At 42.9% G+C, this 22,920-nt stretch carries 23 protein-coding genes; 15 read left to right on the top strand and 8 right to left on the bottom strand.

Annotated elements, in window-relative coordinates:
- Positions 1–6: 6 nt before the first annotated feature.
- The 4 genes from BUB99_RS01690 to BUB99_RS01705 all read right to left on the bottom strand — a co-directional run bounded on the left by BUB99_RS01690 (position 7) and on the right by BUB99_RS01705 (position 3,228).
- Complete coding sequence (locus tag BUB99_RS01690) at positions 7–570, bottom strand: hypothetical protein (protein ID WP_084190288.1); 564 nt, start codon at positions 568–570, stop codon at positions 7–9.
- 215 nt (positions 571–785) lie between these two features.
- Positions 786–1,193, bottom strand: coding sequence for a hypothetical protein (locus BUB99_RS01695; protein WP_073118856.1), 408 nt, complete (start codon positions 1,191–1,193; stop codon positions 786–788).
- 372 nt (positions 1,194–1,565) lie between these two features.
- Positions 1,566–1,805: a hypothetical protein gene (locus BUB99_RS01700; protein WP_073118859.1), complete on the bottom strand. Its 240-nt coding sequence runs from the start codon at positions 1,803–1,805 to the stop codon at positions 1,566–1,568.
- Between the two features lie 223 nt (positions 1,806–2,028).
- Positions 2,029–3,228, bottom strand: a complete 1,200-nt coding sequence (locus BUB99_RS01705; RefSeq protein ID WP_084190289.1) for a C40 family peptidase — start codon at positions 3,226–3,228, stop codon at positions 2,029–2,031.
- An 83-nt stretch (positions 3,229–3,311) separates the two neighbouring features.
- On the opposite strand from BUB99_RS01705, the gene hisS reads away from it, so the two are divergent.
- Genes hisS through BUB99_RS01725 form a run of 4 tightly spaced genes read left to right on the top strand, consistent with a single transcriptional unit; the run spans position 3,312 to position 8,003 of the window.
- Positions 3,312–4,688, top strand: a complete 1,377-nt coding sequence (gene hisS, locus BUB99_RS01710) for a histidine--tRNA ligase (RefSeq protein ID WP_073118860.1) — start codon at positions 3,312–3,314, stop codon at positions 4,686–4,688.
- A 30-nt stretch (positions 4,689–4,718) separates the two neighbouring features.
- Positions 4,719–6,659: a T9SS type B sorting domain-containing protein gene (locus BUB99_RS01715; protein ID WP_073118862.1), complete on the top strand. Its 1,941-nt coding sequence runs from the start codon at positions 4,719–4,721 to the stop codon at positions 6,657–6,659.
- Positions 6,660–6,670: 11 nt separating this feature from the next.
- Positions 6,671–7,009 (top strand): YbaB/EbfC family nucleoid-associated protein, encoded by a 339-nt coding sequence (locus BUB99_RS01720; RefSeq protein ID WP_073118864.1) that lies wholly within the window; start codon positions 6,671–6,673, stop codon positions 7,007–7,009.
- Positions 7,002–8,003, top strand: coding sequence for a glycosyltransferase family 2 protein (locus BUB99_RS01725; protein ID WP_073118866.1), 1,002 nt, complete (start codon positions 7,002–7,004; stop codon positions 8,001–8,003). Before BUB99_RS01720 ends, BUB99_RS01725 begins: the two co-directional genes overlap by 8 nt.
- Positions 8,004–8,057: 54 nt before the next feature.
- Here BUB99_RS01725 and BUB99_RS01730 read toward each other — a convergent pair whose 3' ends face one another.
- Positions 8,058–9,122 (bottom strand): hypothetical protein, encoded by a 1,065-nt coding sequence (locus BUB99_RS01730; protein ID WP_139280855.1) that lies wholly within the window; start codon positions 9,120–9,122, stop codon positions 8,058–8,060.
- Between the two features lie 191 nt (positions 9,123–9,313).
- Between BUB99_RS01730 and fbaA the strand changes: the two genes are divergently transcribed.
- From fbaA to BUB99_RS01760, 6 genes are all read left to right on the top strand, one after another.
- The gene (gene fbaA, locus BUB99_RS01735) at positions 9,314–10,378 is read left to right on the top strand and encodes a class II fructose-bisphosphate aldolase (RefSeq protein WP_073118870.1); all 1,065 of its coding nucleotides are present in this window, start codon (positions 9,314–9,316) and stop codon (positions 10,376–10,378) included.
- 179 nt (positions 10,379–10,557) lie between these two features.
- A complete protein-coding gene (locus BUB99_RS01740) occupies positions 10,558–10,956 on the top strand; it encodes a DUF3127 domain-containing protein (RefSeq protein WP_073118872.1) in 399 nt (132 codons plus the stop codon).
- Between the two features lie 300 nt (positions 10,957–11,256).
- Positions 11,257–12,651 (top strand): tetratricopeptide repeat protein, encoded by a 1,395-nt coding sequence (locus BUB99_RS01745; protein WP_073118873.1) that lies wholly within the window; start codon positions 11,257–11,259, stop codon positions 12,649–12,651.
- Positions 12,652–12,765: 114 nt separating this feature from the next.
- Positions 12,766–13,536, top strand: a complete 771-nt coding sequence (locus BUB99_RS01750; RefSeq protein WP_073118875.1) for a phosphosulfolactate synthase — start codon at positions 12,766–12,768, stop codon at positions 13,534–13,536.
- 24 nt (positions 13,537–13,560) lie between these two features.
- Complete coding sequence (locus BUB99_RS01755; RefSeq protein ID WP_073118878.1) at positions 13,561–14,511, top strand: DUF368 domain-containing protein; 951 nt, start codon at positions 13,561–13,563, stop codon at positions 14,509–14,511.
- Positions 14,511–15,251, top strand: a complete 741-nt coding sequence (locus tag BUB99_RS01760; RefSeq protein ID WP_073118880.1) for a shikimate dehydrogenase family protein — start codon at positions 14,511–14,513, stop codon at positions 15,249–15,251. Before BUB99_RS01755 ends, BUB99_RS01760 begins: the two co-directional genes overlap by 1 nt.
- A 67-nt stretch (positions 15,252–15,318) precedes the next feature.
- On the opposite strand, the gene BUB99_RS01765 is transcribed toward BUB99_RS01760, so the two are convergent.
- The 3 genes from BUB99_RS01765 to BUB99_RS01775 all read right to left on the bottom strand — a co-directional run bounded on the left by BUB99_RS01765 (position 15,319) and on the right by BUB99_RS01775 (position 18,370).
- Positions 15,319–15,666, bottom strand: a complete 348-nt coding sequence (locus tag BUB99_RS01765; RefSeq protein ID WP_073118881.1) for a tellurite resistance TerB family protein — start codon at positions 15,664–15,666, stop codon at positions 15,319–15,321.
- Positions 15,667–15,823: 157 nt separating this feature from the next.
- Positions 15,824–16,726 carry a histone deacetylase family protein gene (locus BUB99_RS01770; protein WP_073118883.1) on the bottom strand — a complete coding sequence of 301 codons (903 nt, stop codon included), beginning with the start codon at positions 16,724–16,726 and terminating at the stop codon, positions 15,824–15,826.
- Between the two features lie 117 nt (positions 16,727–16,843).
- Positions 16,844–18,370: an FG-GAP repeat domain-containing protein gene (locus BUB99_RS01775; protein ID WP_073118885.1), complete on the bottom strand. Its 1,527-nt coding sequence runs from the start codon at positions 18,368–18,370 to the stop codon at positions 16,844–16,846.
- A 209-nt stretch (positions 18,371–18,579) separates the two neighbouring features.
- On the opposite strand from BUB99_RS01775, the gene BUB99_RS01780 reads away from it, so the two are divergent.
- The 5 genes from BUB99_RS01780 (at position 18,580) to BUB99_RS01800 (ending at position 22,791) form a co-directional block, all read left to right on the top strand.
- Positions 18,580–20,067, top strand: a complete 1,488-nt coding sequence (locus BUB99_RS01780) for a vanadium-dependent haloperoxidase (RefSeq protein WP_073118887.1) — start codon at positions 18,580–18,582, stop codon at positions 20,065–20,067.
- A gap of 349 nt (positions 20,068–20,416) precedes the next feature.
- Positions 20,417–21,247, top strand: coding sequence for a hypothetical protein (locus tag BUB99_RS01785; RefSeq protein WP_073118889.1), 831 nt, complete (start codon positions 20,417–20,419; stop codon positions 21,245–21,247).
- 70 nt (positions 21,248–21,317) lie between these two features.
- The gene (locus tag BUB99_RS01790; protein WP_073118891.1) at positions 21,318–21,863 is read left to right on the top strand and encodes an RNA polymerase sigma factor; all 546 of its coding nucleotides are present in this window, start codon (positions 21,318–21,320) and stop codon (positions 21,861–21,863) included.
- 12 nt (positions 21,864–21,875) lie between these two features.
- Positions 21,876–22,316: a hypothetical protein gene (locus BUB99_RS01795; RefSeq protein WP_073118893.1), complete on the top strand. Its 441-nt coding sequence runs from the start codon at positions 21,876–21,878 to the stop codon at positions 22,314–22,316.
- Entirely contained in the window at positions 22,300–22,791 is a 492-nt protein-coding gene (locus BUB99_RS01800) for a hypothetical protein (protein WP_073118895.1), read from the top strand. Before BUB99_RS01795 ends, BUB99_RS01800 begins: the two co-directional genes overlap by 17 nt.
- Positions 22,792–22,920 lie beyond the last annotated feature (129 nt).

Here is a 22,920-nt window from a genome sequence, read left to right on the forward strand (position 1 = left end):
AACAGGTTACTTTCTTTCCAACCGTCTAAATCCAATGTAAATCAATACACTACAAAGGGTTAAGCCTATGATGGCGGGGATCAATATTGATTTCCCAGATTCTCCTGCATTTTGAATACTCCAAACCATTTTTCCGGTAGCCATCAGTACTACGACAGCTATCCCCATGGGCAAGCTCCGTTTCCAAAAGGCCAACCCTAATGCGATAAATGAAATGGGGATCGTCAAGGTCATTAACCACTTGCTCAGGTTCCACGCTCCATAGAGGTATTCTTTTTCAAAAGCTAAAAATGCTACCACACTGTCCTCTACGGTTTCGGGTTTGGGAAACCAAAACATACTCGTAAACAAAGCAAATAGTGAAATAGCCATGCCCGCATAACTTTTGTTGAAAGCGGCATAACAAAACGGCAGCAAAAACAGCGGTCTTAGATACCAACTCCATTGATTGTGATGTCTTTCAAAGACCCATTCAAAAAACGGCTCGTTGGTCATCGACACCACGATGAATACAATCGTAAAAACGAAGAATATGGCGCCTATTCCTTTATCTAATTGTCTATTGATCATAGGTCTCTTTATCTATGCGAGTATAATGATACAACATCTACTACAACAAAAGAAACCTCCTATAATCCCCTCCGCTCACCGATGGGGATAGCCCGGTCTATCGCCGGGCTATGACGTGATTTTATGGCCTTTGAAATGCCAAAAAGGCTTCAGTTGCAGTGAGTAATATAACTGGGCAGGAAGAGAAAGGCTCCAAAAGAATATACCATATGTTTTTAGTTTCTCATTATCGTAACACTCTCTCCGCAGGCCAACGCCGCATTCTCAGATGATATTCCTTGAGCATTAATTACTCCTTCAGTAAAAGAATCACCTAACCGAATGGTTACCACACTAGAGCTACTCCCAGAAACAATTTCAATATCACCAGAGATCACCTCCCAATCTATACTTGGATCAGTAAGATTTGTAAAGTACTCATACTCAATTATTTCCCCTATACTTAGATCAGAATTTCTTTGAATACAGCAAGCTGTACCTGTAAAATTAGGATCATACACCTCCGTATTCGCACAGGTATCAGGAGCATCATCCTCTAAGCTAACTGTGTTATCATCGCTATCCGAACAAGAGAAAGTTAACGCACCAATAAAAAAAAGAACTATTCTAAAATTTTTCATCATTATATGTTTTTAAGAATTATATACTACTGTAACGTCACAGTGAATCCTTACTTGTTAAAAATATGATTAAAAATAGTTAATAATAATCGATGTTGCATGGTTTTGCCCCACTAACTCCCCAGTCTTAGCGGAAGTTAAAACCTCTCCGCTCACCGATGGGTGATAGCTCGGTCTATCGCCGGGCTATGACGTGATTTTATGGTCTTTGAAATGCCAGAGGTTTCAGCTAATCAAACCTCGACTACCAAAGGTCGCACTTACAAGCTCGATAGCTATATCAGTCAGCTTACCCATGCCAATTGCTACCAACTTACCTTGAAGAACTTCAAACCAATTTTTCTTGTTAAGTTTTTTTTTTTTAAAAAAGTACTTTCAAGTCTTCAAATCCATCAAAAACATCATACCATTAATGTAAGCAGATACAGAATCATAAGAGGCCGCAAGTTTAACAAAACCATCACCTTCTAAATCTTTACCAATTTGATATGATTCTTCATATGACAACCCTATTCCGTAATCTCCAAGAAGCTCAGAAATTTCATAGAATTTACCATCAAACTTTCTTTCATATAGAGCTAGTAATACTTGAATCTTTTTTTCTGAGAACTTCATTCTTGCAGTATAGTTTTTTTTAATATCGAGAACACCTCACAAAGCACACACTGCACTTCATGTTCACTTAAAACTGGTTATTTTTAGGATACGCCCAATCCATTTAGTGAAAATTTATTTTCCCCAAGCCTCATTCTCAACTAGACGGTGCGCTCAAAAGCAAATCCGACCAATCTAGGATACTTGGAGGGACGAAACATGGGTGCTTTAGCAATAAGGTTAATCAATACCACTTACTTATCCCGCGCTCATTGCCGAGGTATCTTCGGCTACCGAGATACCTGTTGGTATTAGACTCGTCATAGAACTCAGATGCTGGATCGACGGAGCTGACCCGAACATTTCGGGAGGCATGTACGAAAGTGCTATCTCCCATCCACAGCCCTACATGCGTCACACGCTGCTGGGTGGTATCGGTAGCTGCTCTACCAAAAAACATCAAGTCTCCCTTGGCTAGCCCTTCGAATTTCAATGCTGGATCGACTACCTGTCCTGCATGTATCTGCTGTGAAGCGTCTCTCGGGATCACATAGCCATTCATGAGATAGGCTGTTTTGGTAAATCCCGAACAATCGACTCCTTTGGCCGACGTGCCTCCCCAGAGATAGGGTGTTCCTAACAGATCCAGCGCATAACCCATCACACCATCACCTGTAGCAGACACATTTTCCTTCCATGTCTTAAAATCCGTTACTTCTGACTGACGAACGTACCCCAATCTCCCATCAGGAAATACCACCTCTACATGATCACCTGACTGTTGTCTAGCTACCAATCGATCACCGAGCACCACGTCTGAGACTATAGCAGACTCCTCTGCATCGGCATAGACATTGCCATAGTTGTGTAGGTATATAACTTGGGGACTTTTGCTCCATCGGAGCTGCTCCGAGGCAGTCATGAGCTGAACGCCTCCATGATCTACCCAAGAGATATAGCCATCAGGCGTCTGTACCAGATACCACTCTCCGGTACGCTTCAGTACCTTGAGCGTCATCCCTAAGAGCGCCTGAGTCGCCAGCTCTGCCGAATGTCGTGCTTCGGAGCGGATATTACAGACCGAGTTGTTGACGAGCGCATAGGCCATCTCTCCCACCGAACTATCAGGCAGCGTGATCGCCTGATTATCCACACGAATCTCTTGCAGCAACAACTGCTCTTCTAGAACCTCCAACGCCGCAGGCTGATTGGTCTCTCCTATGATCTTCACCTGCCCCTTGTCGTACAGCAGCGAGATGTCATACACCGCCACACGTTTGTCGGGGGCGTATGTCACGCGAATACTGTCGTTGATTTCTTCTAATCTACCGATCTGTCTCCAACTGTCGGTATGACATCCTGACCAGACCAAGGTCAATAGTATGGCAATAGGCCATGTGGTTTTGAGTAGCTTCATAGCCGCTAAACTAAACAATTTGGGCATAAATAGGCAGGGCTTGAATATCTACACAAAACATTGGTTTCGAATCCTTGGGTTCTTAGTTTTGCTCAAATTTTAAAACATCAATGGCAGTACAAAAACCTTCGATCCCAAGAGGTACTAGAGATTTCGGACCCGCACAGATGGTCAAACGAAACTACATCTTCAACACCATCAAGGCAGTCTATCAGAAATACGGATTTGCCCAGTTGGAAACCCCGACGATGGAAAACCTATCGGTACTCACTGGCAAGTATGGCGATGAAGGCGACCAACTGCTATTCAAAGTACTCAACTCCGGAGACTATCTCTCCAAAACCACAGAAGCAGACTACCAGGCAGGCAGCAAATCCTTCCTAACCAAAGTCGCTGAAAAGGGGCTTAGGTATGACCTCACGGTTCCTTTTGCACGCTATGTGGTCATGCACCGAAACGACATCTCGTTTCCTTTCAAGCGTTTTCAGATACAACCTGTCTGGAGAGCCGATCGCCCACAGAAAGGCCGATACCGCGAGTTCTATCAGTGTGACGCGGATGTCGTCGGTACGGATTCCTTGCTCTGCGAAGCGGAGATCATCATGATGATCAACGAAGTGTTCGAGGGATTGAAATTGAAAAACTTTACCATCAAGTTCAACAACCGAAAAGTACTCACCGCCATCACCGAAGTAATCGGCGCACCGGGAAAAGAAACCGAATTTTGTGTCGCGATAGACAAGCTGGACAAAATCGGGAAAGAAAAAGTCATCGAAGAACTCGTAGCAGGTGGATTCTCAGCGGACAACCTCCAGCAGATCGACCCGATCTTTGATGGCAGCAAAACCATCGCAGAGAACTTGGTATTCCTCAAATCATACTTTGCCTCCAACGAGATCGGACAAAAGGGAATCCAAGAAATCGAAGAGATTCTCTCCTATCTAGACGCATACCCAATCAAAGATACGCATCTCGAACTAGATCTCACGCTGGCTCGTGGACTGTCCTACTACACGGGTAGTATCTTCGAAGTAAAAGCCAACGACGTAAAAATCGGCAGCATCTGCGGAGGTGGACGCTATGACAATCTCACTGGTGTATTTGGACTATCAGATATGTCAGGCGTAGGTATATCGTTTGGTGTGGATCGCATCTATGACGTACTCGAAGAACTCGATCTATACCCAGAAACCCACGCTTCTTCGCTACAGGTGATGATAGCTAATTTCGGTTCAGAGACTACTGCACCAGGCATCACACTCATGAATGCACTCAGAGCACTGGATATCAACACAGAGCTTTATCCTGACAATGCAAAGATGAAAAAGCAGATGACCTATGCCAACAACAAAGGCGTACCCTATGTCGTTGTAATCGGTTCGGAAGAAATCGCCAATGAAACCTACGCGCTAAAAAACATGGTCACAGGCGAACAAGAGTCACTCAAAATGAATGATCTTATTTCTAAAATCAAGAATAGTCACTAGATTGAGAATCGATCAAAAAGGCTGCTGCACTTGAACCATTCACAACACATCAAATCACTCATTAGTATACTCCTGCTTGGGTTTTGTACACTGACAGTACAGGCACAGCATACGAGTGTACAGGGTAGATTTTCGGTAGATTACACCCATGGATGCACTGGCTGGCAGGTCAACGTCACGATCAATGATCCAGCAGGTGAGTTCGAGAGCCCTACCTTTTGGTACACGGGTTTTGACGATAACGAACCTGCTAACCCTAGTACGAGTCACATCTACAACACGTCGGGAACGTACTACATAGCGATGCTCATCAACAATACCGACCCGCCTTATGAAGGCAATCAATTGGACTCTATCCTCGTAAAAGTACATGAGCCACATGAACCCACTTTCGTCATTCACAACTGTGACGAACACAAAGTCAGAGTAGAAATCACGGACGACTACTACGATAGCTACACGGTCAACTTCACGACTACAGACAGCGAGAGCGTAGCACCTAATTCGCTCTCTAACGAATATGACTATGGCACGCAAGGAGACTACCGCATAGATGTACAGGGTCAGTTCACAGACGGAGCATCCAACTGTACTGTCATCAACAGAGGTTTTACATCTATCGACCAAATCATCAATCCAGTCATCACATCACTAGAAACCCTCCAAAACGGCCGTACAGATGGCAGTATACAAATGGCGCATACGCTAGGTGACAACTCGTTCTACTATCTATTTCAATCCATAGACGGTAGCGATGCGTTTGATTCGCTTAGCAATGCGAGTGGTGCAGAGACGCTAATCAACAGCATCAACACCACCAGTAGCTATAGCTGTTATCAGATCAATACTTATGACGCCTGCAACGACCTCACCCTACAGTCCAACATCCTTTGTTCCGTGGATTTCAATGTAGAATCTAGCGACGGTGGCAACCTGTTACTTTGGGATACCGACGAAACGCAAGCCACTCACTACAACCTCATCCGAAACAACAGTCTACTCACAGAAATCAACGACACTTCAATCAAGAACTTCACCGACACTGCAGTCATCTGCAAACAAGAATACGCCTACAACGTCCAAGCTGTTTTTGACCAAGGGTCATCCACAGCACTAGACACGGCCATATTCGCCTCTCAATCTGGCGAGCTTCCTCCGATCACCACCAATCCTAGCTCCACCATTTCTACAGACAATGAAGTTGTCCTCAACTGGACAGCACCTAACCCTGGAGAGATCCCGTTTCGCCGCTACATTGTTGAAAAAAACATCAACAACAGATACTGGCGCTATGTCGACGCTACCGAAGACACGACCTACACCGATGCTGAAGCGGATTTCATTGGTCTACACTCCTATCGCATCTCCTATGATGATGACTGTGGCAACACTGCAACCCCTTCTCCCTTTACGAACCCCATCATATTGACACAGACCAGCGCCAGAGGAAAAGTCGTGACTTATCAATGGAACAAATATGAAATCTGGGAACAAGGCATCCGAAATTACACCCTCGAACGCATCGATACCGCTGGCAGAGTATTAGAAGAGTTCCCAGTACTAAGTGGGAGAACCAAAGAAATCGAATTTGGCATCAATGATTTGGACGACAAATTCATCCGCGTTCGCGCTGAATCTCTGGATGATGAAACGCTGTACTCCTACTCCAATGTGATAGAGACTCAACTGAAGACACAGATGTTTCTACCCAAAGCCTTCACTCCTGATGGTGACAACCTCAACGATCGATTCATCGCAGAGGGCCCTGCTGTTTTCAATTTCAGAATGGAAATCTACAACCGCTGGGGCAACAGAATATACGAGACGAGCGACTTGGTCAATGGCTGGGACGGAATGATCAACGGAGAGAAAGCCCGAGAAGGCACCTACGTGTACAAAATATACTATGAAGATGGAGCGGGAAAACGATACGACCAAACGGGCTCACTCCTATTATTACGCCACGGATAAACAAAAAATCTATGTTTGACATGATGAAAATGATGGGCAAAGTCAAAGAGATGCAGTCCAAAATGAAAGAAGTACAAGCCGAACTCGCCCAAATAGAGGTAGAAGGCGAATCAGGTGCTGGTCTGGTCAAAGCACTCGTCAACGGACAAAAAAAACTCATCAAAGTAGACATAGATGAGTCCCTAGTCAATACCGCAGAAAAAGAAGTCCTCCAAGACCTGATCGTAGCAGCAGTCAACAAAGCCACTGACGAAGCAGATATCAAAGCCAAGGAGTACATGAAAGAACATACAGAAGGACTCATGCCTAACATCCCTGGTTTCGATCTAGGCAACATGTTCAATGCATAAAACAGCAGTCGTCATACTCAATTACAACGGTGTAGACTTCCTCAGACAGTTTCTACCAGGCGTCATCGCCAACAGCCCGGATGCAGATGTGATCGTAGCAGACAATTGTTCGACCGACACTTCGCTAGACTACCTTCGTACTGAGTATCCTGAACTTCGCCTTATTGTTTTTGAAGAAAATTATGGTTTTACAGGTGGGTATAACCGAGCCATAGCACAGATCACTCATGAATACAGCGTACTGCTCAACTCTGACATAGAGGTCACTCCGAACTGGATCACCCCGATCATTACCTTTATGGATCAACATCCAGAAGTAGCCGCCTGTCAGCCCAAAATCAAAGCTTTTCACGACAAGGATAAATTTGAGTACGCAGGTGCAGCCGGAGGTTTCATAGACAGTCTAGGCTACCCCTATTGTAGAGGCCGAGTCTTTGACACCTTAGAGACAGATACTGGACAATACGACCAAACTATGGAAACCTTTTGGGCAACTGGTGCGGCGATGTTCGTCCGAACAGCCGATTACAAAAACATAGGAGGACTCGACGAGGAATTCTTTGCTCACATGGAAGAAATCGACCTATGCTGGAGACTACAACGCAGCGGACGAAAAGTCTACTGCATCCCTCAGAGTGTGGTCTATCATGTGGGTGGCGGTACACTTTCCAAAATCAACCCACGAAAAACCTACCTCAACTTCCGCAACAACCTCTCCATGATCCTCAAAAATGAAAGTCTGGACAATCTCATTTGGAAACTACCTGTGAGACTCGGTCTAGACTGGTTGTCAGCCATCAAGTTCTGGAAAGACGATTCCTTTGGTCATTTCCTAGCTGTACTCAAAGCACATAGAGACTTCTTTTGGCGCATACCTCTTAACCTAAAAAAGCGGAAGCAGATTAAAAACAAGACACTCTCCATACAACCAACGATACCTTTCGTTCCATTTCGATATTTCATCAAAAAACAACAGACATTTCAAGAGCTATAAAAAAAGGGTGAGCCACATGACTCACCCTTCGTAGTTCGATAATCCTAAGATCATTTAGATCACTTCTTCGGAAGTCTCTACCAGTATATCTTCGATTTCATCGAATACAGGTGCTAACAGGTCCAACAAGGATTCGGAAGTACCATCGCTGTACACTACGAAAATATCAATTTCTTCATCTGTGGTAATATCCAACTCCAAATCACCTACGAAACTACCCTCAGCATAGAGTTTAACGTCGATATAGTCATTGATCCTCTCTCCCTCAGCAGCTTCTATTCCTGCTAAATCAATATCCCCTTTGATTTCCACGGTTCTGTAACCTATCGCTCCATCTACTTTCGTTGCTTCTAGTTTCAAAGAAGATTTGAAATCAACTGACAAATCCACATACGTCAACACTTCATCGTCTTTTGCAATAGATACGCTCACGCTAGAACTTTTCTCAGCACTATCGTCTACATCTACTTTATAAGTGAAAGGCTTCAAAAACAAGTCTAAGCTAATCTTGTTTGCAGCGAATACTTGGCCATACTCTATTTCTAAATCTACAGACGCGACTACTTCATTGTCTATTTTCAAAGCAGCATCGATAGCTGATAACTCTTCCTCGCTCTGCTGAAGATCGTACACAAACAAACTTGCATTGTTGGTCGTAGATCCTTCCGCTGGGAATCTAAACTCAATAAAATCTACCGTCTCGTCTTCTATTTCGAAATAGCCCTCCGTATCATTCCATACATATATACCTAAGCTCTCTTCGAAAGAAAAGTCCTCCTCTTCCTCAGGTGACACATCTTTCAGTCTACGTGCCTTTGGAGCAAATGCTTTACCCAGTCCTTTTATATCACTGATCATTGCAGTCACATCGACTGGTGACTGCCCCTGACGCATAAATTCAACTGACTCATCGGTTTCTAATAAAAAATCCGCCATGCTCATGACTGCTTCTACTCCTTCTGATTCCACCATATCAATCACATCACTCTCCATGTCCTGCGACATATTCGTGATCACTGCTTGTGCTTCTTCTTGGCTCAGGTCTCCACTTTTTTCTTCTTCCGTACAGGCAGATGCTATCAATAATACTGCTACTAAGGGATACAAAAACTTCTTCATTTCTATTCTTTTTTAAGGTTGATAAGGTTATACTTTTAATTCAATTTAATGCCACATCACCTATGGGCTATGGCATTCGGTTTATTAACTCCCCAAGTATATTGATATTGCCCTCGGATCACTTATATATCTTCAGACAAATACATATATTTGCCAGCCATTACCCATATCAAACACTAATATTATTAATTATGAAATTTAAGCCAGGGGTACTTACCGGAGACGAGGTTACCGAATTATTGAAGTATGCGAATGAGAACAATTTTGCATTGCCAGCAGCCAACGTAATTGGTAGCAGCTCGATCAATGCAGTATTGGAAACCGCAAGAGATCTAGAATCTCCAGTGATGGTACAGTTCTCAAATGGAGGCGCTGCCTTCAATGCAGGAAAAGGATTATCTAACGACGGCCAAAAAGCAGCGATCGCAGGTGCGGTAGCTGGTGCTCACCATGTCCACATGATGGCTGAAGCATACGGTGTAACTGTCATCTTGAACACAGATCACTGTGCCAAGAAATTATTGCCATGGATCGACGGTATGTTAGATGCAGGAGAAGAGTTTTATGCTAAAACAGGCAAGTCTCTTTTCAGTTCGCACATGATCGATTTGTCTGAAGAGCCTATCGAAGAAAACATCGAAACATGTAAAAAGTACCTAGAAAGAATGTCTAAAATGGACATGACGCTAGAGATTGAATTGGGTATCACAGGTGGTGAAGAAGATGGTGTAGACAACTCTGACGTAGATGAGTCTAAACTATACACACAACCAGAAGAAGTAGCGTATGCATACGAAGAGCTTGGTAAAGTGAGTGATAAATTCACTATTGCTGCAGCATTTGGTAACGTGCATGGAGTATACAAACCTGGTAACGTCAAGTTGACACCAAAAATCTTGAAAAATTCTCAAGACTTCATTCAAAAGAAATACGGAACAGGTGAAAACCCAGTAAACTTCGTATTCCACGGTGGATCAGGGTCATCTAGAGAAGAAATCAGAGAAGCGATTTCTTATGGCGCGATCAAAATGAATATTGATACAGATCTACAGTGGTCATACTGGGATGGTATCAGAAAATACTACGAAAACAAGAAAGACTACTTGCAAGGACAAATTGGTAACCCAGAGGGAGCCGATGCGCCAAACAAGAAAGCTTACGATCCAAGAGTTTGGACTAGAGCTGCCGAGCAGTCTATGGTGTCTAGACTTAAAAGTGCTTTCGAAGATCTAAACAACGTAGGTACTAACAAATAATAGTACCTTACGAAGACACGAAAAGGGGACTCATTCGAGCCCCCTTTTTTATTCCCTAAACCATAAGTGGGTTTTATCTTCTGTTCGCAATAATTCTTCAATGAAAGGCAAAAAGCTCTTGCGAGTTCAGAGGCTAATCATCATCTTTGCCACCCATTTTTCAATTCAAATCATTATCCATGGAAATCAAAGCAAAACTTTTAGAGAAATACGATACAGCCACTTTCGGAGCGAGTGGATTCAAGAAAAGAGAATTTGTAGTAGAATATGCTGAGAACCCGCAATACCCTGAATTTGTCAAATTTGAATTGATTCAAGACAAATGTGAGCAACTCGATGCATTCAACATCGGACAAGAACTCAATGTAGCCTTTAATCTAAAAGGTAGAAAATGGACTAATCCTCAAGGTCAAGTAGTGTACTTCAACTCTCTACAAGCATGGAGAATCTCTGCAGCCAATGACGTATCTGGCGGCAACCCAGCTCCACAAGCAGGTAACGGTGCCTCAGAATCACTTGCAGAACCAGAATGGCTCAATAACAGCAATGATTCCAATGCTGACGACCTACCGTTCTAATTAGATATTGACCACCATTGCCTAAACACTAGGCAATGGTTACACACTCAGTTATACTCTATCACATGCATTACCCTGAAAAGAAAAAATAGACTTTTTTTCTAACATTGTATAGTCACATCTAATCCTCTCATTTTCTTACAATTACTACCCAAACGCTATAGTGAGTATTCAATAATCTACTTGGTCTACTCCCACCGTATCATTCCATAATTGGCATTTTATATCTATATTCAAAACTGATCATTGAAAGTATTGATTTTAAAAAACAGCTATCTTTGTAGCCTAATTATTTAGTAGATGGAAGAAAACTTCAAAAAACGCAATGAAGATAAGGATCTCATCAAGAGATACGAACTGCATAAGGAGAACAAGGAAGCGTTTTACTTTTCGACCGATGAATACGAACAAATCGTTCATCATTATATAGAGCACTCTAAGTTCAGAAAAGCACTCAAAGCACTCAGTTTTGCAATGGATCAACATCCATACGCTGCTGAATTCATGATCCTCAAAGCCCAAACCTATTCGAGCCTAGAGGAGTACGGATTAGCCATCAAACTACTGGATGATGCTTCTAATCTCAACCCTGGCGATGGCGACATCCACCTGATTAAAGGCAACGTACAGATCATGCAGGGCAAGCATGAAGAGGCTCTCGAGAGTTTCCATACTGCACTACAATACACCCAAGAAAAAGATGAAATTCACTTTTCGATCGGACTGGCCTATCAAAATATCTCAGACTTCAAAAGTGCTATCAAGTACTTTAAGATGTCCTTAGAAGAAAACCTAAACAATGAATCTGCGCTCTACGAACTAGCATACTGTCTAGATGTACTGGGAGAACTAGACACAAGTGTCACCTACTACAAGGAATTCATAGACAAAGACCCCTATTCGGAATATGCGTGGTACAACCTCGGTATTATCTATAATAAGTTAGAAAAATACGAAGAGTCCATCAACGCATACGAATACTGTATCGCCATCGATGACAAATACAGTTCGGCATACTACAACATGGGCAACTCGTTCATGATGCTGAAAAAAAACGAGCAGGCGCTAGATGCATTCAAAACGACTATCGAGCTGGAAGGACCTACGCCTGAAATCTATTTCAGTATCGGATCTGTCTATGAAAACATGGAACAGTATGATCTAGCAATCCGCTACTATCGCAAAGCGACTAAACTAGATCAGTTCTATGACGAGGCATGGTACTGCACAGGTATTTGTCTCGGACATCAAGACAAATGGTATGAGGCAGTACATTTTTTCAACAAAGCACTCAAACTAGGCATAGAAAATCCCGACTACTGGACAGCTCTTGCCAAGGCAGAGTTCAAAGTCGGTAATACCATATCCAGTATTGACGCCTATGACGAGGCTAGTCAACTAAGTCCTAACAACCCAGACATCTGGAAAGACTGGTCTAAAATCTACTTTGAACAAGGAGATATGGAGCGCGCGATAGGTGTGATTACAGATGGGATTAATGAAATCCCTGATGATGCTTCACTCTATTACTTGTGTGTCGTATACTATATCGAAAGTGGCAAATACAAAACAGCATTTAACTTCCTAGAAAAAGGCTTGTACCTCGACTATGAAGGACACACCTTGCTTTATGATTACTTTCCCAACCTAGAGACTCAAAAAGCACTGTACAAAATAATCCAACAGTATAAATAACAGATTAGCACCCACTGAAATCATTCGTACTTTCGCTTTGCTTCTATGAGAGAAATCAATTTATTTGCAAGTCGAAAAGAGACCAGTGAGTATAGGAATTTTTGAATTATTTGAATGAATTACAACATAGAGAATCTACCAAGTAGAACAGTAAAACCAAGAGAACAAGGATTTACAATGGTCATGGACAAAGGGCTGAGCTCTCGTCAAGCCGAAGACATGATCGAAACCTCTGGGGATCATATTGATATAGTAAAACTAGGTTGGGCAACTTCATACGTCACTTCTAATCTGGACAAGAAATTAGCAGTCTACCGTGAAGCTGGCATCCCAGTCTATCTGGGAGGAACGTTATTCGAAGCGTTCATCATGAGAAATCAATTTGATGAATACCGTAGAGTATTAGACAAATACAACTTGAGCCATGCTGAAGTATCTGATGGATCACTGGTCATGGATCATGACAAAAAATGTGAATACATCAGAACACTCACAGATCAAGTCACTGTCCTATCTGAAGTAGGATCCAAAGATGCCGAAGAAATCATTCCTCCATACAAATGGATAGAGTTGATGCAGAAAGAACTAGACGCAGGAGCATGGAAAGTAATCGGAGAGGCTCGCGAAGGTGGGAATGTTGGGCTATTTCGCTCCACTGGAGAAGTGAGATCTGGATTGGTTCAGGAAATTTTGACAAAAATCCCGATGGAAAAAGTACTTTGGGAAGCGCCACAAAAAGAACAGCAAGTATGGTTCATCAAGCTCCTCGGATCTAATGTTAATTTGGGTAATATCGCTCCTAACGAGGTGATCCCATTAGAAACCATCCGATTAGGTTTGAGGGGTGACACATTTGATCACTTCTTGAAAGCTGAAAGCAAATAAGCTACTACTGTAGCAAGCCCATACATGAAATCACTGAAAGACTATTTACTACTTTTCCTCAAAGGTATAGGAATGGGTAGTGCAGACGTAGTACCAGGCGTATCTGGCGGTACGATTGCATTTATTACAGGGATATACGAAGAGCTATTGGCTTCCATTAGCTCTTTTGATATCACGGCGTTCAAACTACTCGCTCAATTCAAACTCAAAGCATTCTGGCAACATATCAATGGTGCCTTTTTGTTTCCTTTGTTGTTAGGAATATTAGTTAGTGTATTCACCTTAGCTAAGGTGATTTCTCACGTATTAGAAATATACCCAATACAGTTGTGGTCATTTTTCTTTGGTCTTGTAATCATTTCATCTATTTCAGTAGCCAAAGAAATCACTAAATGGAATATAGGGGTACTATTATCATGCTTAGCAGGTATTGCAATAGCTTTCTTCATCACTATTGTGACACCAGCCACCACACCAAACGGGCTATGGTTTATATTTATCAGTGGTGCAATTGCAATATGTGCCATGATTTTACCTGGTATTTCCGGCAGTTTTATACTACTTATTTTAGGTAAATACACCTATATATTCAAAGCGCTCAATGAATTTGATATAACTATAATTCTTGTATTTGCAATAGGATGTATCACTGGGCTTTTTTCTTTTTCCAGAGCCATTTCATGGTTTCTAAAGAAGTTCCACAACTATGCCATCGCCCTTTTAGCAGGCTTTATGATTGGATCTCTGAACAAGATATGGCCTTGGAAAAAAGCCATTCGATTCGAATGGATCAAAGGTGAACAAGTCCCTGTGTTGGAGCAAAACATCCTGCCTACCCAGTATCTATCTGAGACTGGACATCAACCAATGATTATCCAAGCTATTCTCTTTGGTACACTGGGCTTTATGATTGTCATCGTGATCGAAAAAATAGCCCTCATTGTCAAATCCAACGCTTCCAAAAAACAGTCTTAATGAAACTATTCGGTCTAATCGGGAAAACGCTTCATTATTCCTTTTCCAAAAACTACTTCACTGAAAAGTACCAAAAAGAAAACATTCCCAATTGCGAATACGAACTTTTCGAATTGGAGCAAATCAATGAATTCCCTAAGCTACTTGCTCAGCATACCGGTACGCTATCTGGGCTCAACGTTACAATCCCATATAAGCTAGAGGTCATGCAGTACCTGGACGAAATAGATAGTCATGCAGCGGCCATACAAGCAGTCAATACGATTAAGTTCATGCCTGATGGCAAACTAAAAGGGTACAACACCGACTATTACGGGTTCAAATCTTCTATTGAGGATTGGGACTTAAAGGGCAAAAAAGCACTCGTGCTCGGCACAGGTGGCGCATCCAAGGCGATTAAGAAAGCACTGGAAGATTTGAATATTCCATACCTCATGGTTTCACGTACGGCCAGCACGGACTGTATATCGTACGACCAACTATCGGAAACACCAGAAACCCTAAAAGAGCATCACCTCATCATCAATACTACACCACTAGGCACCTATCCAGATGTAAGTGACAAGGCCAACCTCCCCTACCAGTCCTTGACACCCGAACATCGGTTATTCGATCTGGTCTACAACCCTGAAACCACAGCCTTTATGCAAGAAGGACTCAATGCAGGTGCTCTAGTAAAAAACGGCTATAAAATGCTAGTCGGTCAGGCCGAGAAAGCTTGGGAGATTTGGAATCAGTAAACCTTCTGATTTATATTGAAACAGTAAGAGTGTCCTCAAAAATGGCAGAAACAGTAAATACAACTGCTTAATTCAATAATCGTTTTCTAAATCGATCTATAAAAGTTTTTTCTTCATTCACGATCCCACCGTGTGCTTCTGCCACCTCATCAAGTAAATCGAGAAATTGTTCGTAGTGCTCCCGCACGTCATAGCGATCAAACACCTCCATGGCTTCTTCGAATACCTCATCGGCATCTGTGTCCATCTCACGCTCTACAACAAAGGACAACTCCAACTCCTGTGCCCAAGTGTGGTCATCTATTACTTTACGGATCACGGCGAGTTCTTCATCTTGAACTATACCGTCACTTTTCGCTACGGCATATAGAATTTTCCCAAATGTATCTAGGAGTTCTGTGGGCAATTGGATCATAAATGGCTGCTTTGTGTCATGAGTAAATATAACAGGATTCTTAAAACGACTGAACTAGTCCATAGATGATTTTACCACTGTCTTTGATTCCTTCTTTTATGACTTAGAATAAGACAATTTTGATAAAGCAATAGATCTAACGTGAGTTAAACTCGGGTTAAAAGAAAATTTCCTCGGCAGCCTTAAAAGTATTGGCATGAGCTGCCACGATATCTGACAAACGATGCGAATATCCTCCACCCATTGCTACTGCTACAGGCACGCCAAACTCACAACACTGCTCGAACACGAACTCATCTCGCCTGCGACATCCCTCACGACTCATTGCCAGTCTCCCTAACTTATCCGTAGCGATCACATCTACACCACTCAAATAAAAGATCATCTGAGGACTGACGGTTCGGATCAAATCTGGCAAAACATCCTCTAGCACACGCAGGTAAGCCTCATCATCGGTCTGATCTGGCAAACCTATATCAAGATCAGATCTTTCCTTTTGGAGTGGGTAGTTGTGCTCACAATGTATGCTAAAAGTAAACACCCGTGACTCATGCTCAAATATTTTGGCTGTCCCATTGCCTTGATGAACATCCAAATCTACGATCAGAATTTGATCCACTGCACCGGCATGTAGTAGCTCGTTAGAAGCGATGGCAATATCGTTGAAGATGCAAAAACCTTCTCCTCTATCGGCATAGGCATGATGTGTTCCTCCAGCGATATTGAGGGAGACCCCTTCTTGCATTGCGTGATAGGCACATTGTAGGGTTCCATGCGAGATATGCCTGCCCCGCTCTACTAAACTGGGGTGAAACGGAAACCCCGTATTACGTATCTCCTTTTTACTTAGCGTCCCTGCTTTCAGTTTGTGCCAATAGTCGACAGTATGCGTTCTGAGGATCTGTTCTTCAGTCAGTCTCTTGGGATGGAAAAAATCCCTTTGGGTTAGCGTCCCTTCATAGAGCAACTGCTGTGGCAGCAAGTCATATTTCTCCATCGGGAAACGATGTCCCTCGGGCAATTGATCATAGCGATATATGGGGCTAAATGCGACTTTCATTTTTAAAGTTTCGTCAGACCTGCAAATCAACAGAAAAAGAAAGTGAAAAATTACTAAATCACCCCTTGTGCAAAACGCACGCAAGGCAACCTCAACTATTAGGTTCTCAAATCTATATCATCTCACCAATTGATTTTCTAACACCATCAGGTCGACACGGTTGGCATTCCAGGTTTCGCTCAAGCTATCTGGCACATACACAAACGAATAAGTAAATGAACCCAAGATCAAATCTTCATCTCCATCCTGATCTACATCTCCCGCATCCATGACAAGCCATCGACCTGTATCAGCTTGCGTAAAAGTCTGGGCTTCAAAAACAAACTGATCTGAATTTTGATTCTCTAGATACACAAATGACTGCAAAGGCGTAGTAGCGTAATCTGGAAACGTTGCTACCACTGCCATATCCATATCTCCATCTTGATCAAAGTCTCTAACAGTCAACCGTGTGGCACCATGAATCGGCCTAAAGTATGCTTCTGAAAATTGGTTATGCCCATCGTTGAGAAAGACCCTCACACCATGGTAGGGCTTGAGCACTACGGAGTAGTCAGCATTGTCTCCATTGACAGTGATGATGTCCTGATCGCCATCGCCATCATAGTCTACCATTTCAAACCAACTGCTACCATACACCGGACTAAAACCAATCACCTGCTCCCTACGAAAACTAAGTCTTTCCTCTTGATACAAGATAAAAACACCCTCTCTCCCCTGTGACGCCATGAAAACCAAATCCTCTAATCCATCACCGTTCATATCCTCAGCCACTACCCGAACCACTCCCGGCATGGCGTATAATGTTTCTTTTTGGTATCCCGTATCTCCTTTTGTGAGCAATGAGAGTTCTCCTGTCAAGTGACCAAATTCACTGATTATGATTTCATCCTGACCATCTTGATTGAGATCTCGGATCAAAGTATGTACAGGTCTATGCAATCCATCAGCAATTACTTCGTGCTGGCCATCCACTATGCTATAGACTTGCCCAGACTTCAACTCGGATGGATTCAAAATCCCTATCAGCGTCGCATACTGACGAGCTGCACCTCCATGATACGCCGTAAGCGCATTTCCAAAACTGCTAATCTTAACGGTAGTTCTGCTCGGATAATCATAGGTCACTAGTTGCCCAGACAGGTTGGCTGTCATGATTTTTCCTTGTTGCTCATCGAAGGCCAAAAAAGCAGTAAAAGCACCACCCGAATCATCCAGTGCAATCGGCTCTGGCACAAACTGATCCAAAGACACTTCTACTTCATCACTAGTGGCCGACAAAGAATCAGGTGCTAAACTTATGATATACTCCTTGAGCTGCGACCAATCCTCTACGGACATCATCGGTTGACTTGGATAGTGACCTGTTTTCATCACAGCCTCCATCTGTCGAAAAGACAAACCCTGATATGGGCTGTAAGTGCTATCTCGCATCCCCATCTTCGCCCCCATCTCAGGCAGCACATTGTCTCTCCAGATGTGCTTTGGGAGATCGTCTATCGATGGCAGTGCATGACACGAGCCGCAGTAGGTAACATACTGGTTGGCGAATTTTTCTGATTGAGAAAACTGGCAGGAAGAGACAAAAAATAAAACAACCGCAACGGATATAGCTCCGACCAACAGGCTTGAAATTCTAGACATGTGATAGTTTCAAATAAGTGGATAAGAAGCACCAAGTTAAGCGCAACTGGTGTGTTTTCCAATCCCATCAAGTGAGCGGTTTCCTTAAATAATTTCTATCCTTCCAAACCCATAATTCATCAACTATTTGCTCCCATTCGTCATCTATTGAAATAAGCTTAAAGATTAATAAATAGTATTGTTCAACAGAAAGACTAAAACACGAATACATGAACAAACTAATACTCCCCATCATCGTCGCATTACTCGTGATTGCAGGCTGCAAGCACTCCACCGAAAAATCGATCGTAGAAGAACCCCGAGGCGCGGACAACATCGCCTACCAGTGGGGCAAAATAGCACTAGAGGCTACTGCCAATGATACCGACATGTTCAAACCACGTCCTACGATCACCAGTCGTTTTCTAGGGCTGATTTTCACATCCATGTTCGATGCATGGACACGCTATGATCAAAAAGCCACTCCCGTCTACCTCACAGGTATAGAACGTCGACCTATGGACGAGTTAACTTTAGAAAACAAAGAAATCGCCATTAGCTATGCTGCCTACCGGGCCATGTCGGAGTACTACTACTCTGACTCGACCATGTATCGTAACTTTATGACATCCATGGGACTAGACCCTAATGATGAGTCCCTAGACCCCAGCACACCCGTAGGCATTGGAAACCTAGCGGCCAAAGCAGTAATAGCTGCTCGCCATAACGACGGTTCTAACCAATACGGAGAACAGTCAGGAGCATCCAAACAACCCTACTACGACTACACCGAGTATCAGCCCATCAATACCGTAGACAACAACGTGGAACTCAACAGATGGCAGCCCAAGTACTTCTCTGACAAGGAAGGTAAGAAATTTGCTCCGGGCTGTCTGACACCCTACTGGCAATTGGTAAAGCCTCTGATGCTTGATTCTGCCAGTCAATTTAGACCAGGGCCTCCTCCTATGGTTGGCTCTGAGCAGCTAGCCGCTGAAGTCAAAGAGGTTGTAGACCTACAAGCCAACCTCACCGACGAAAACCGTGCCTTGGTAGAATTCATGCGTGACGGTCCCAAATCCGTGCAGCAGGCAGGACACTGGTTGCTCTTTGCGCAGCAAGTCTCCATCCGTGACCAACACACGTTGGATGACGATATCAAGATGTACTTTTATGTGGAATCAGTAGCCATGGATGGTTTCATCGCATGTTGGGATTCAAAAATGTACTATGATTTCGCAAGACCTTTCGCACTGGTACACGACTACTACCAAGACGAAACCATCAAAGCATGGGGAGGACCAGAAGTTGGAATGACCGAAATGAAAGGCCAAGAATGGAGACCTTACTCACCGAACAGCTTCTTATGTCCTCCATTCCCAAGCTACGTATCTGGGCACAGTACCATCAGTGGTGGATGTGCAGAGGCATTGCGTTTATTCACAGGCAGTGATGAATTTGGTTCGTCAGTAGATTTGGTTCCTGGCATCATGACCGAGCCCGACAATCTTGGCGACACAGTCACGCTTCATTTCCCCACCTTTACCAAAGCAGGCGAAATGGCTGGCATCTCCCGTGTCATGGGAGGCTACCACATCCAAGCAGACAACATCGAAGGGCTCAATCTCGGCAGAAACATCGCCCGTGACATCTACAAAAAATTCCAAATCTTGATCGGAGAAGAAAAGCCTGAAACCCTAGCTAACAGCGAAATATAATCCCCACAATCACACCTAATCTTAGATAAAAACTGTCTTTGTCTTAATATGTGATATTGTATATCAAGACAAAGACAGTTTTTTAATGTCCATTATTTAGATCAAGTGATTCAAGCAATAAGTGTGCGTGTATCTCTCTTAACAAATAAAATCGCACACACCTCAATAATATAATTTCATATTGAGCTTTATACCTAAATGAATTCAGAATAAACCTACCTTAGAGCAGACGCACTAGACTATCCCAACTCAGTGACATAACGCTACTAAAAAATACGTCCCTCTATTAAACATTCGTACAGCTAAATCATCTAAGCTTTAAAATCGTGTAAAACAAAATCAATTAGATATGAAACGAATGAAAAAATGGAGTCTAATAGTAGTAGCAATGTCTGGACTGATGTATGCCTGTGATAGAGAAGATCAGCTAGAAATAGACAATGATGAAGAACTAGAAGCCACATCTGAAATACTGGACGCAGAAGGCAGTTCGGACGAAGATGTAGCTCTACTCGATGTAACACTACAGAACCTCAGTTCGTCAGCCTCTGCGCGTACCAAGGAACTATGTGCAGCTATCAGTGTGGACTCAGTAGCTCAGGTTATCACACTAGATTTTGGCGAGGGATGCGTCGGTCCCTATGGGCGAACCCGATCTGGTCAGTTGATTATTACGTTTGGAGGTGAATTCGATGATGATCTGGCCAACCGTATCATCACCTATGACAACTATACAGTAAACGATCGACAAATTACTGGCAGTATTGAGCTACGAAATATCAACAAATCCGAAGCTGGCAACTACACTTGGACTAGAACACTTAAAGATTATACGGTAACCTATGCCAACGGGCAATCCAAGACTATCAATGGGTCAACGACCCGAGAACTCATTGAAGGATACGGCGACCATGACATTTCAAACAATGTGGTACTCGTAACTGGAAACTATGAAACCACTACTACCTTTGGGACTAGCTATACCTATACTATTGTAGAGCCCGTCAGACTGGACTATCCGTGCTGGACTACAGGAGGTATGCTCAGAATCAGTGGTGTAGTAGAAATCTCTCGAGATAATGCCAACAGAGTTCGCAACAAGATGATAGATTACGGAGATGAATGTGATAACAACTACACAGTCGTTATCAACAGTGAGCGAATTACTGTAGGATCATAAACTAGGAAACAATACCAGTGTGTTGTAAATAGCACACTGGTATTATCGATTCATTGTATCTTTAGCTAGCGTGCAGACGGACGAAAAACTAATTTTATCACTGATTCAAAGCAAAGACCAAAAACGAGAAGGCTTTCGTCTATTGGTTCAGTCTTATGAAAAACCACTCTACAGCGTAATCCGAAAGATGATCATCGACCATGACGAGACGGCGGATCTGCTGCAAGATACTTTCATTAAGATTTGGGAGAAGCTAGATAGTTTCAAGGGAGATGCTCAATTTTACACTTGGGTGTATCGCATAGCAATCAATCACTGTCTACAGCATTTGAAAAAGCAGAAAAGAAGAAGGATGTGGAGTACTGGGTATGAAGAGGAGAAAATAGCACAACTCCAAGCCACTCCATCCATTAGCGGTGATGAAATACAACTCAAATTACAAAAAGCAATTCTTAAATTGCCAGACAAACAACGGTTAGTTTTCAATCTCAAATACTATGAAGACATGAGTTACGATCAAATAGCTAGGATTACAAACACCACTAGCGGCGCACTGAGAGCCACTTATCATCATGCAGTCAAAAAAATAGAGAAGATGATCCAAATGGATACTTAAGCATAGCCAGAGATGAACAACAAAAAGAAAATATCACTGAACGACCTAGACAAAAAGAAACCCCTAGAGGCTCCTGAAGGCTTCTTTGATTCCTTCAGTAAAACACTAGAGAATCACATCGACCAACTTGAGTCAGACAAAAAAACCAGAAGATTACTGAGTAGACCATACTGGGTAGGTATTGCAGCTACGATCTCACTACTACTGATCATATCACTGATCTACTGGACACCTAGGCGACAGCAGCCTATGATGGCCAACTATCTGGATGAAATCAGCTCACAAGAAATTGCCTACTACCTAGAGTTATCGGATTTGGATATAGAGACCTTACTAGTCGAGGTAGATGCCAACCTACTAGCTACCACCGAAGACAATGAACTCATGAGCATGGATCCGTTCAGCGAGGAAGAAATGAATTTGATAATGGAGCAATATGAAGACGTATTTTAAAACACTCACGATCACAGGACTACTCTGGATGACACAGACAGCGTTAGCCCAAAACAAGACCGCCATAGACAAAATAGAAAGTGCTAAAATTGCGCTGATCACCGATCGACTGGATTTATCTCCTGAGCAAGCAGAAAAATTCTGGCCTCTCTACAATGAGTACAGCAACAAAAAAATGGAACTCAGACAAGAGTACCGCAGATTCAGAGCTAATTCTCAGGGAGGACAACTCAGCGAGGAAGAAAGTAAAAGAGCCCTTGAGCGAGGACAAAAACTCAAAGAGCGTCAACTCCAAATCGAGAGAAACTATAGCGAGCGCCTCCTTACAGTCATCACCAATCGTCAGCTACTACAGCTAAGGGCAGCCGAGGACGACTTTAGGAAAATGCTACTGCAGCGCCTAGAACAACGCTCATCACAGATGGAAAGACGCGAGATGATGCAGCAAAGAATGGGCAGAAAAGCCAACAACTAAACTAGAATTCAGAGAATATGAAATTTACGACGCGTATCAAATTGACCCTTTGTGTTATTTATCAGTCTTGAATGTTCATGATTTAGAGTACCTTTTCATATTCCCTACTACTCTACCCGTCTTTGTCCG

Source organism: Reichenbachiella agariperforans, from assembly GCF_900142205.1.
Lineage (GTDB): Bacteria > Bacteroidota > Bacteroidia > Cytophagales > Cyclobacteriaceae > Reichenbachiella > Reichenbachiella agariperforans.

Coding starts and splice junctions, on each gene's coding strand:
- BUB99_RS01690 (WP_084190288.1), bottom strand. CDS start 570: ATGATCAATAGACAATTAGATAAAGGAATAGGCGCCATATTCTTCGTT.
- BUB99_RS01695 (WP_073118856.1), bottom strand. CDS start 1,193: ATGATGAAAAATTTTAGAATAGTTCTTTTTTTTATTGGTGCGTTAACT.
- BUB99_RS01700 (WP_073118859.1), bottom strand. CDS start 1,805: ATGAAGTTCTCAGAAAAAAAGATTCAAGTATTACTAGCTCTATATGAA.
- BUB99_RS01705 (WP_084190289.1), bottom strand. CDS start 3,228: ATGCCCAAATTGTTTAGTTTAGCGGCTATGAAGCTACTCAAAACCACA.
- hisS (WP_073118860.1), top strand. CDS start 3,312: ATGGCAGTACAAAAACCTTCGATCCCAAGAGGTACTAGAGATTTCGGA.
- BUB99_RS01720 (WP_073118864.1), top strand. CDS start 6,671: ATGTTTGACATGATGAAAATGATGGGCAAAGTCAAAGAGATGCAGTCC.
- BUB99_RS01725 (WP_073118866.1), top strand. CDS start 7,002: ATGCATAAAACAGCAGTCGTCATACTCAATTACAACGGTGTAGACTTC.
- BUB99_RS01730 (WP_139280855.1), bottom strand. CDS start 9,122: ATGAAGAAGTTTTTGTATCCCTTAGTAGCAGTATTATTGATAGCATCT.
- fbaA (WP_073118870.1), top strand. CDS start 9,314: ATGAAATTTAAGCCAGGGGTACTTACCGGAGACGAGGTTACCGAATTA.
- BUB99_RS01740 (WP_073118872.1), top strand. CDS start 10,558: ATGGAAATCAAAGCAAAACTTTTAGAGAAATACGATACAGCCACTTTC.
- BUB99_RS01745 (WP_073118873.1), top strand. CDS start 11,257: ATGGAAGAAAACTTCAAAAAACGCAATGAAGATAAGGATCTCATCAAG.
- BUB99_RS01750 (WP_073118875.1), top strand. CDS start 12,766: ATGAATTACAACATAGAGAATCTACCAAGTAGAACAGTAAAACCAAGA.
- BUB99_RS01755 (WP_073118878.1), top strand. CDS start 13,561: ATGAAATCACTGAAAGACTATTTACTACTTTTCCTCAAAGGTATAGGA.
- BUB99_RS01760 (WP_073118880.1), top strand. CDS start 14,511: ATGAAACTATTCGGTCTAATCGGGAAAACGCTTCATTATTCCTTTTCC.
- BUB99_RS01765 (WP_073118881.1), bottom strand. CDS start 15,666: ATGATCCAATTGCCCACAGAACTCCTAGATACATTTGGGAAAATTCTA.
- BUB99_RS01770 (WP_073118883.1), bottom strand. CDS start 16,726: ATGAAAGTCGCATTTAGCCCCATATATCGCTATGATCAATTGCCCGAG.
- BUB99_RS01775 (WP_073118885.1), bottom strand. CDS start 18,370: ATGTCTAGAATTTCAAGCCTGTTGGTCGGAGCTATATCCGTTGCGGTT.
- BUB99_RS01780 (WP_073118887.1), top strand. CDS start 18,580: ATGAACAAACTAATACTCCCCATCATCGTCGCATTACTCGTGATTGCA.
- BUB99_RS01785 (WP_073118889.1), top strand. CDS start 20,417: ATGAAACGAATGAAAAAATGGAGTCTAATAGTAGTAGCAATGTCTGGA.
- BUB99_RS01795 (WP_073118893.1), top strand. CDS start 21,876: ATGAACAACAAAAAGAAAATATCACTGAACGACCTAGACAAAAAGAAA.
- BUB99_RS01800 (WP_073118895.1), top strand. CDS start 22,300: ATGAAGACGTATTTTAAAACACTCACGATCACAGGACTACTCTGGATG.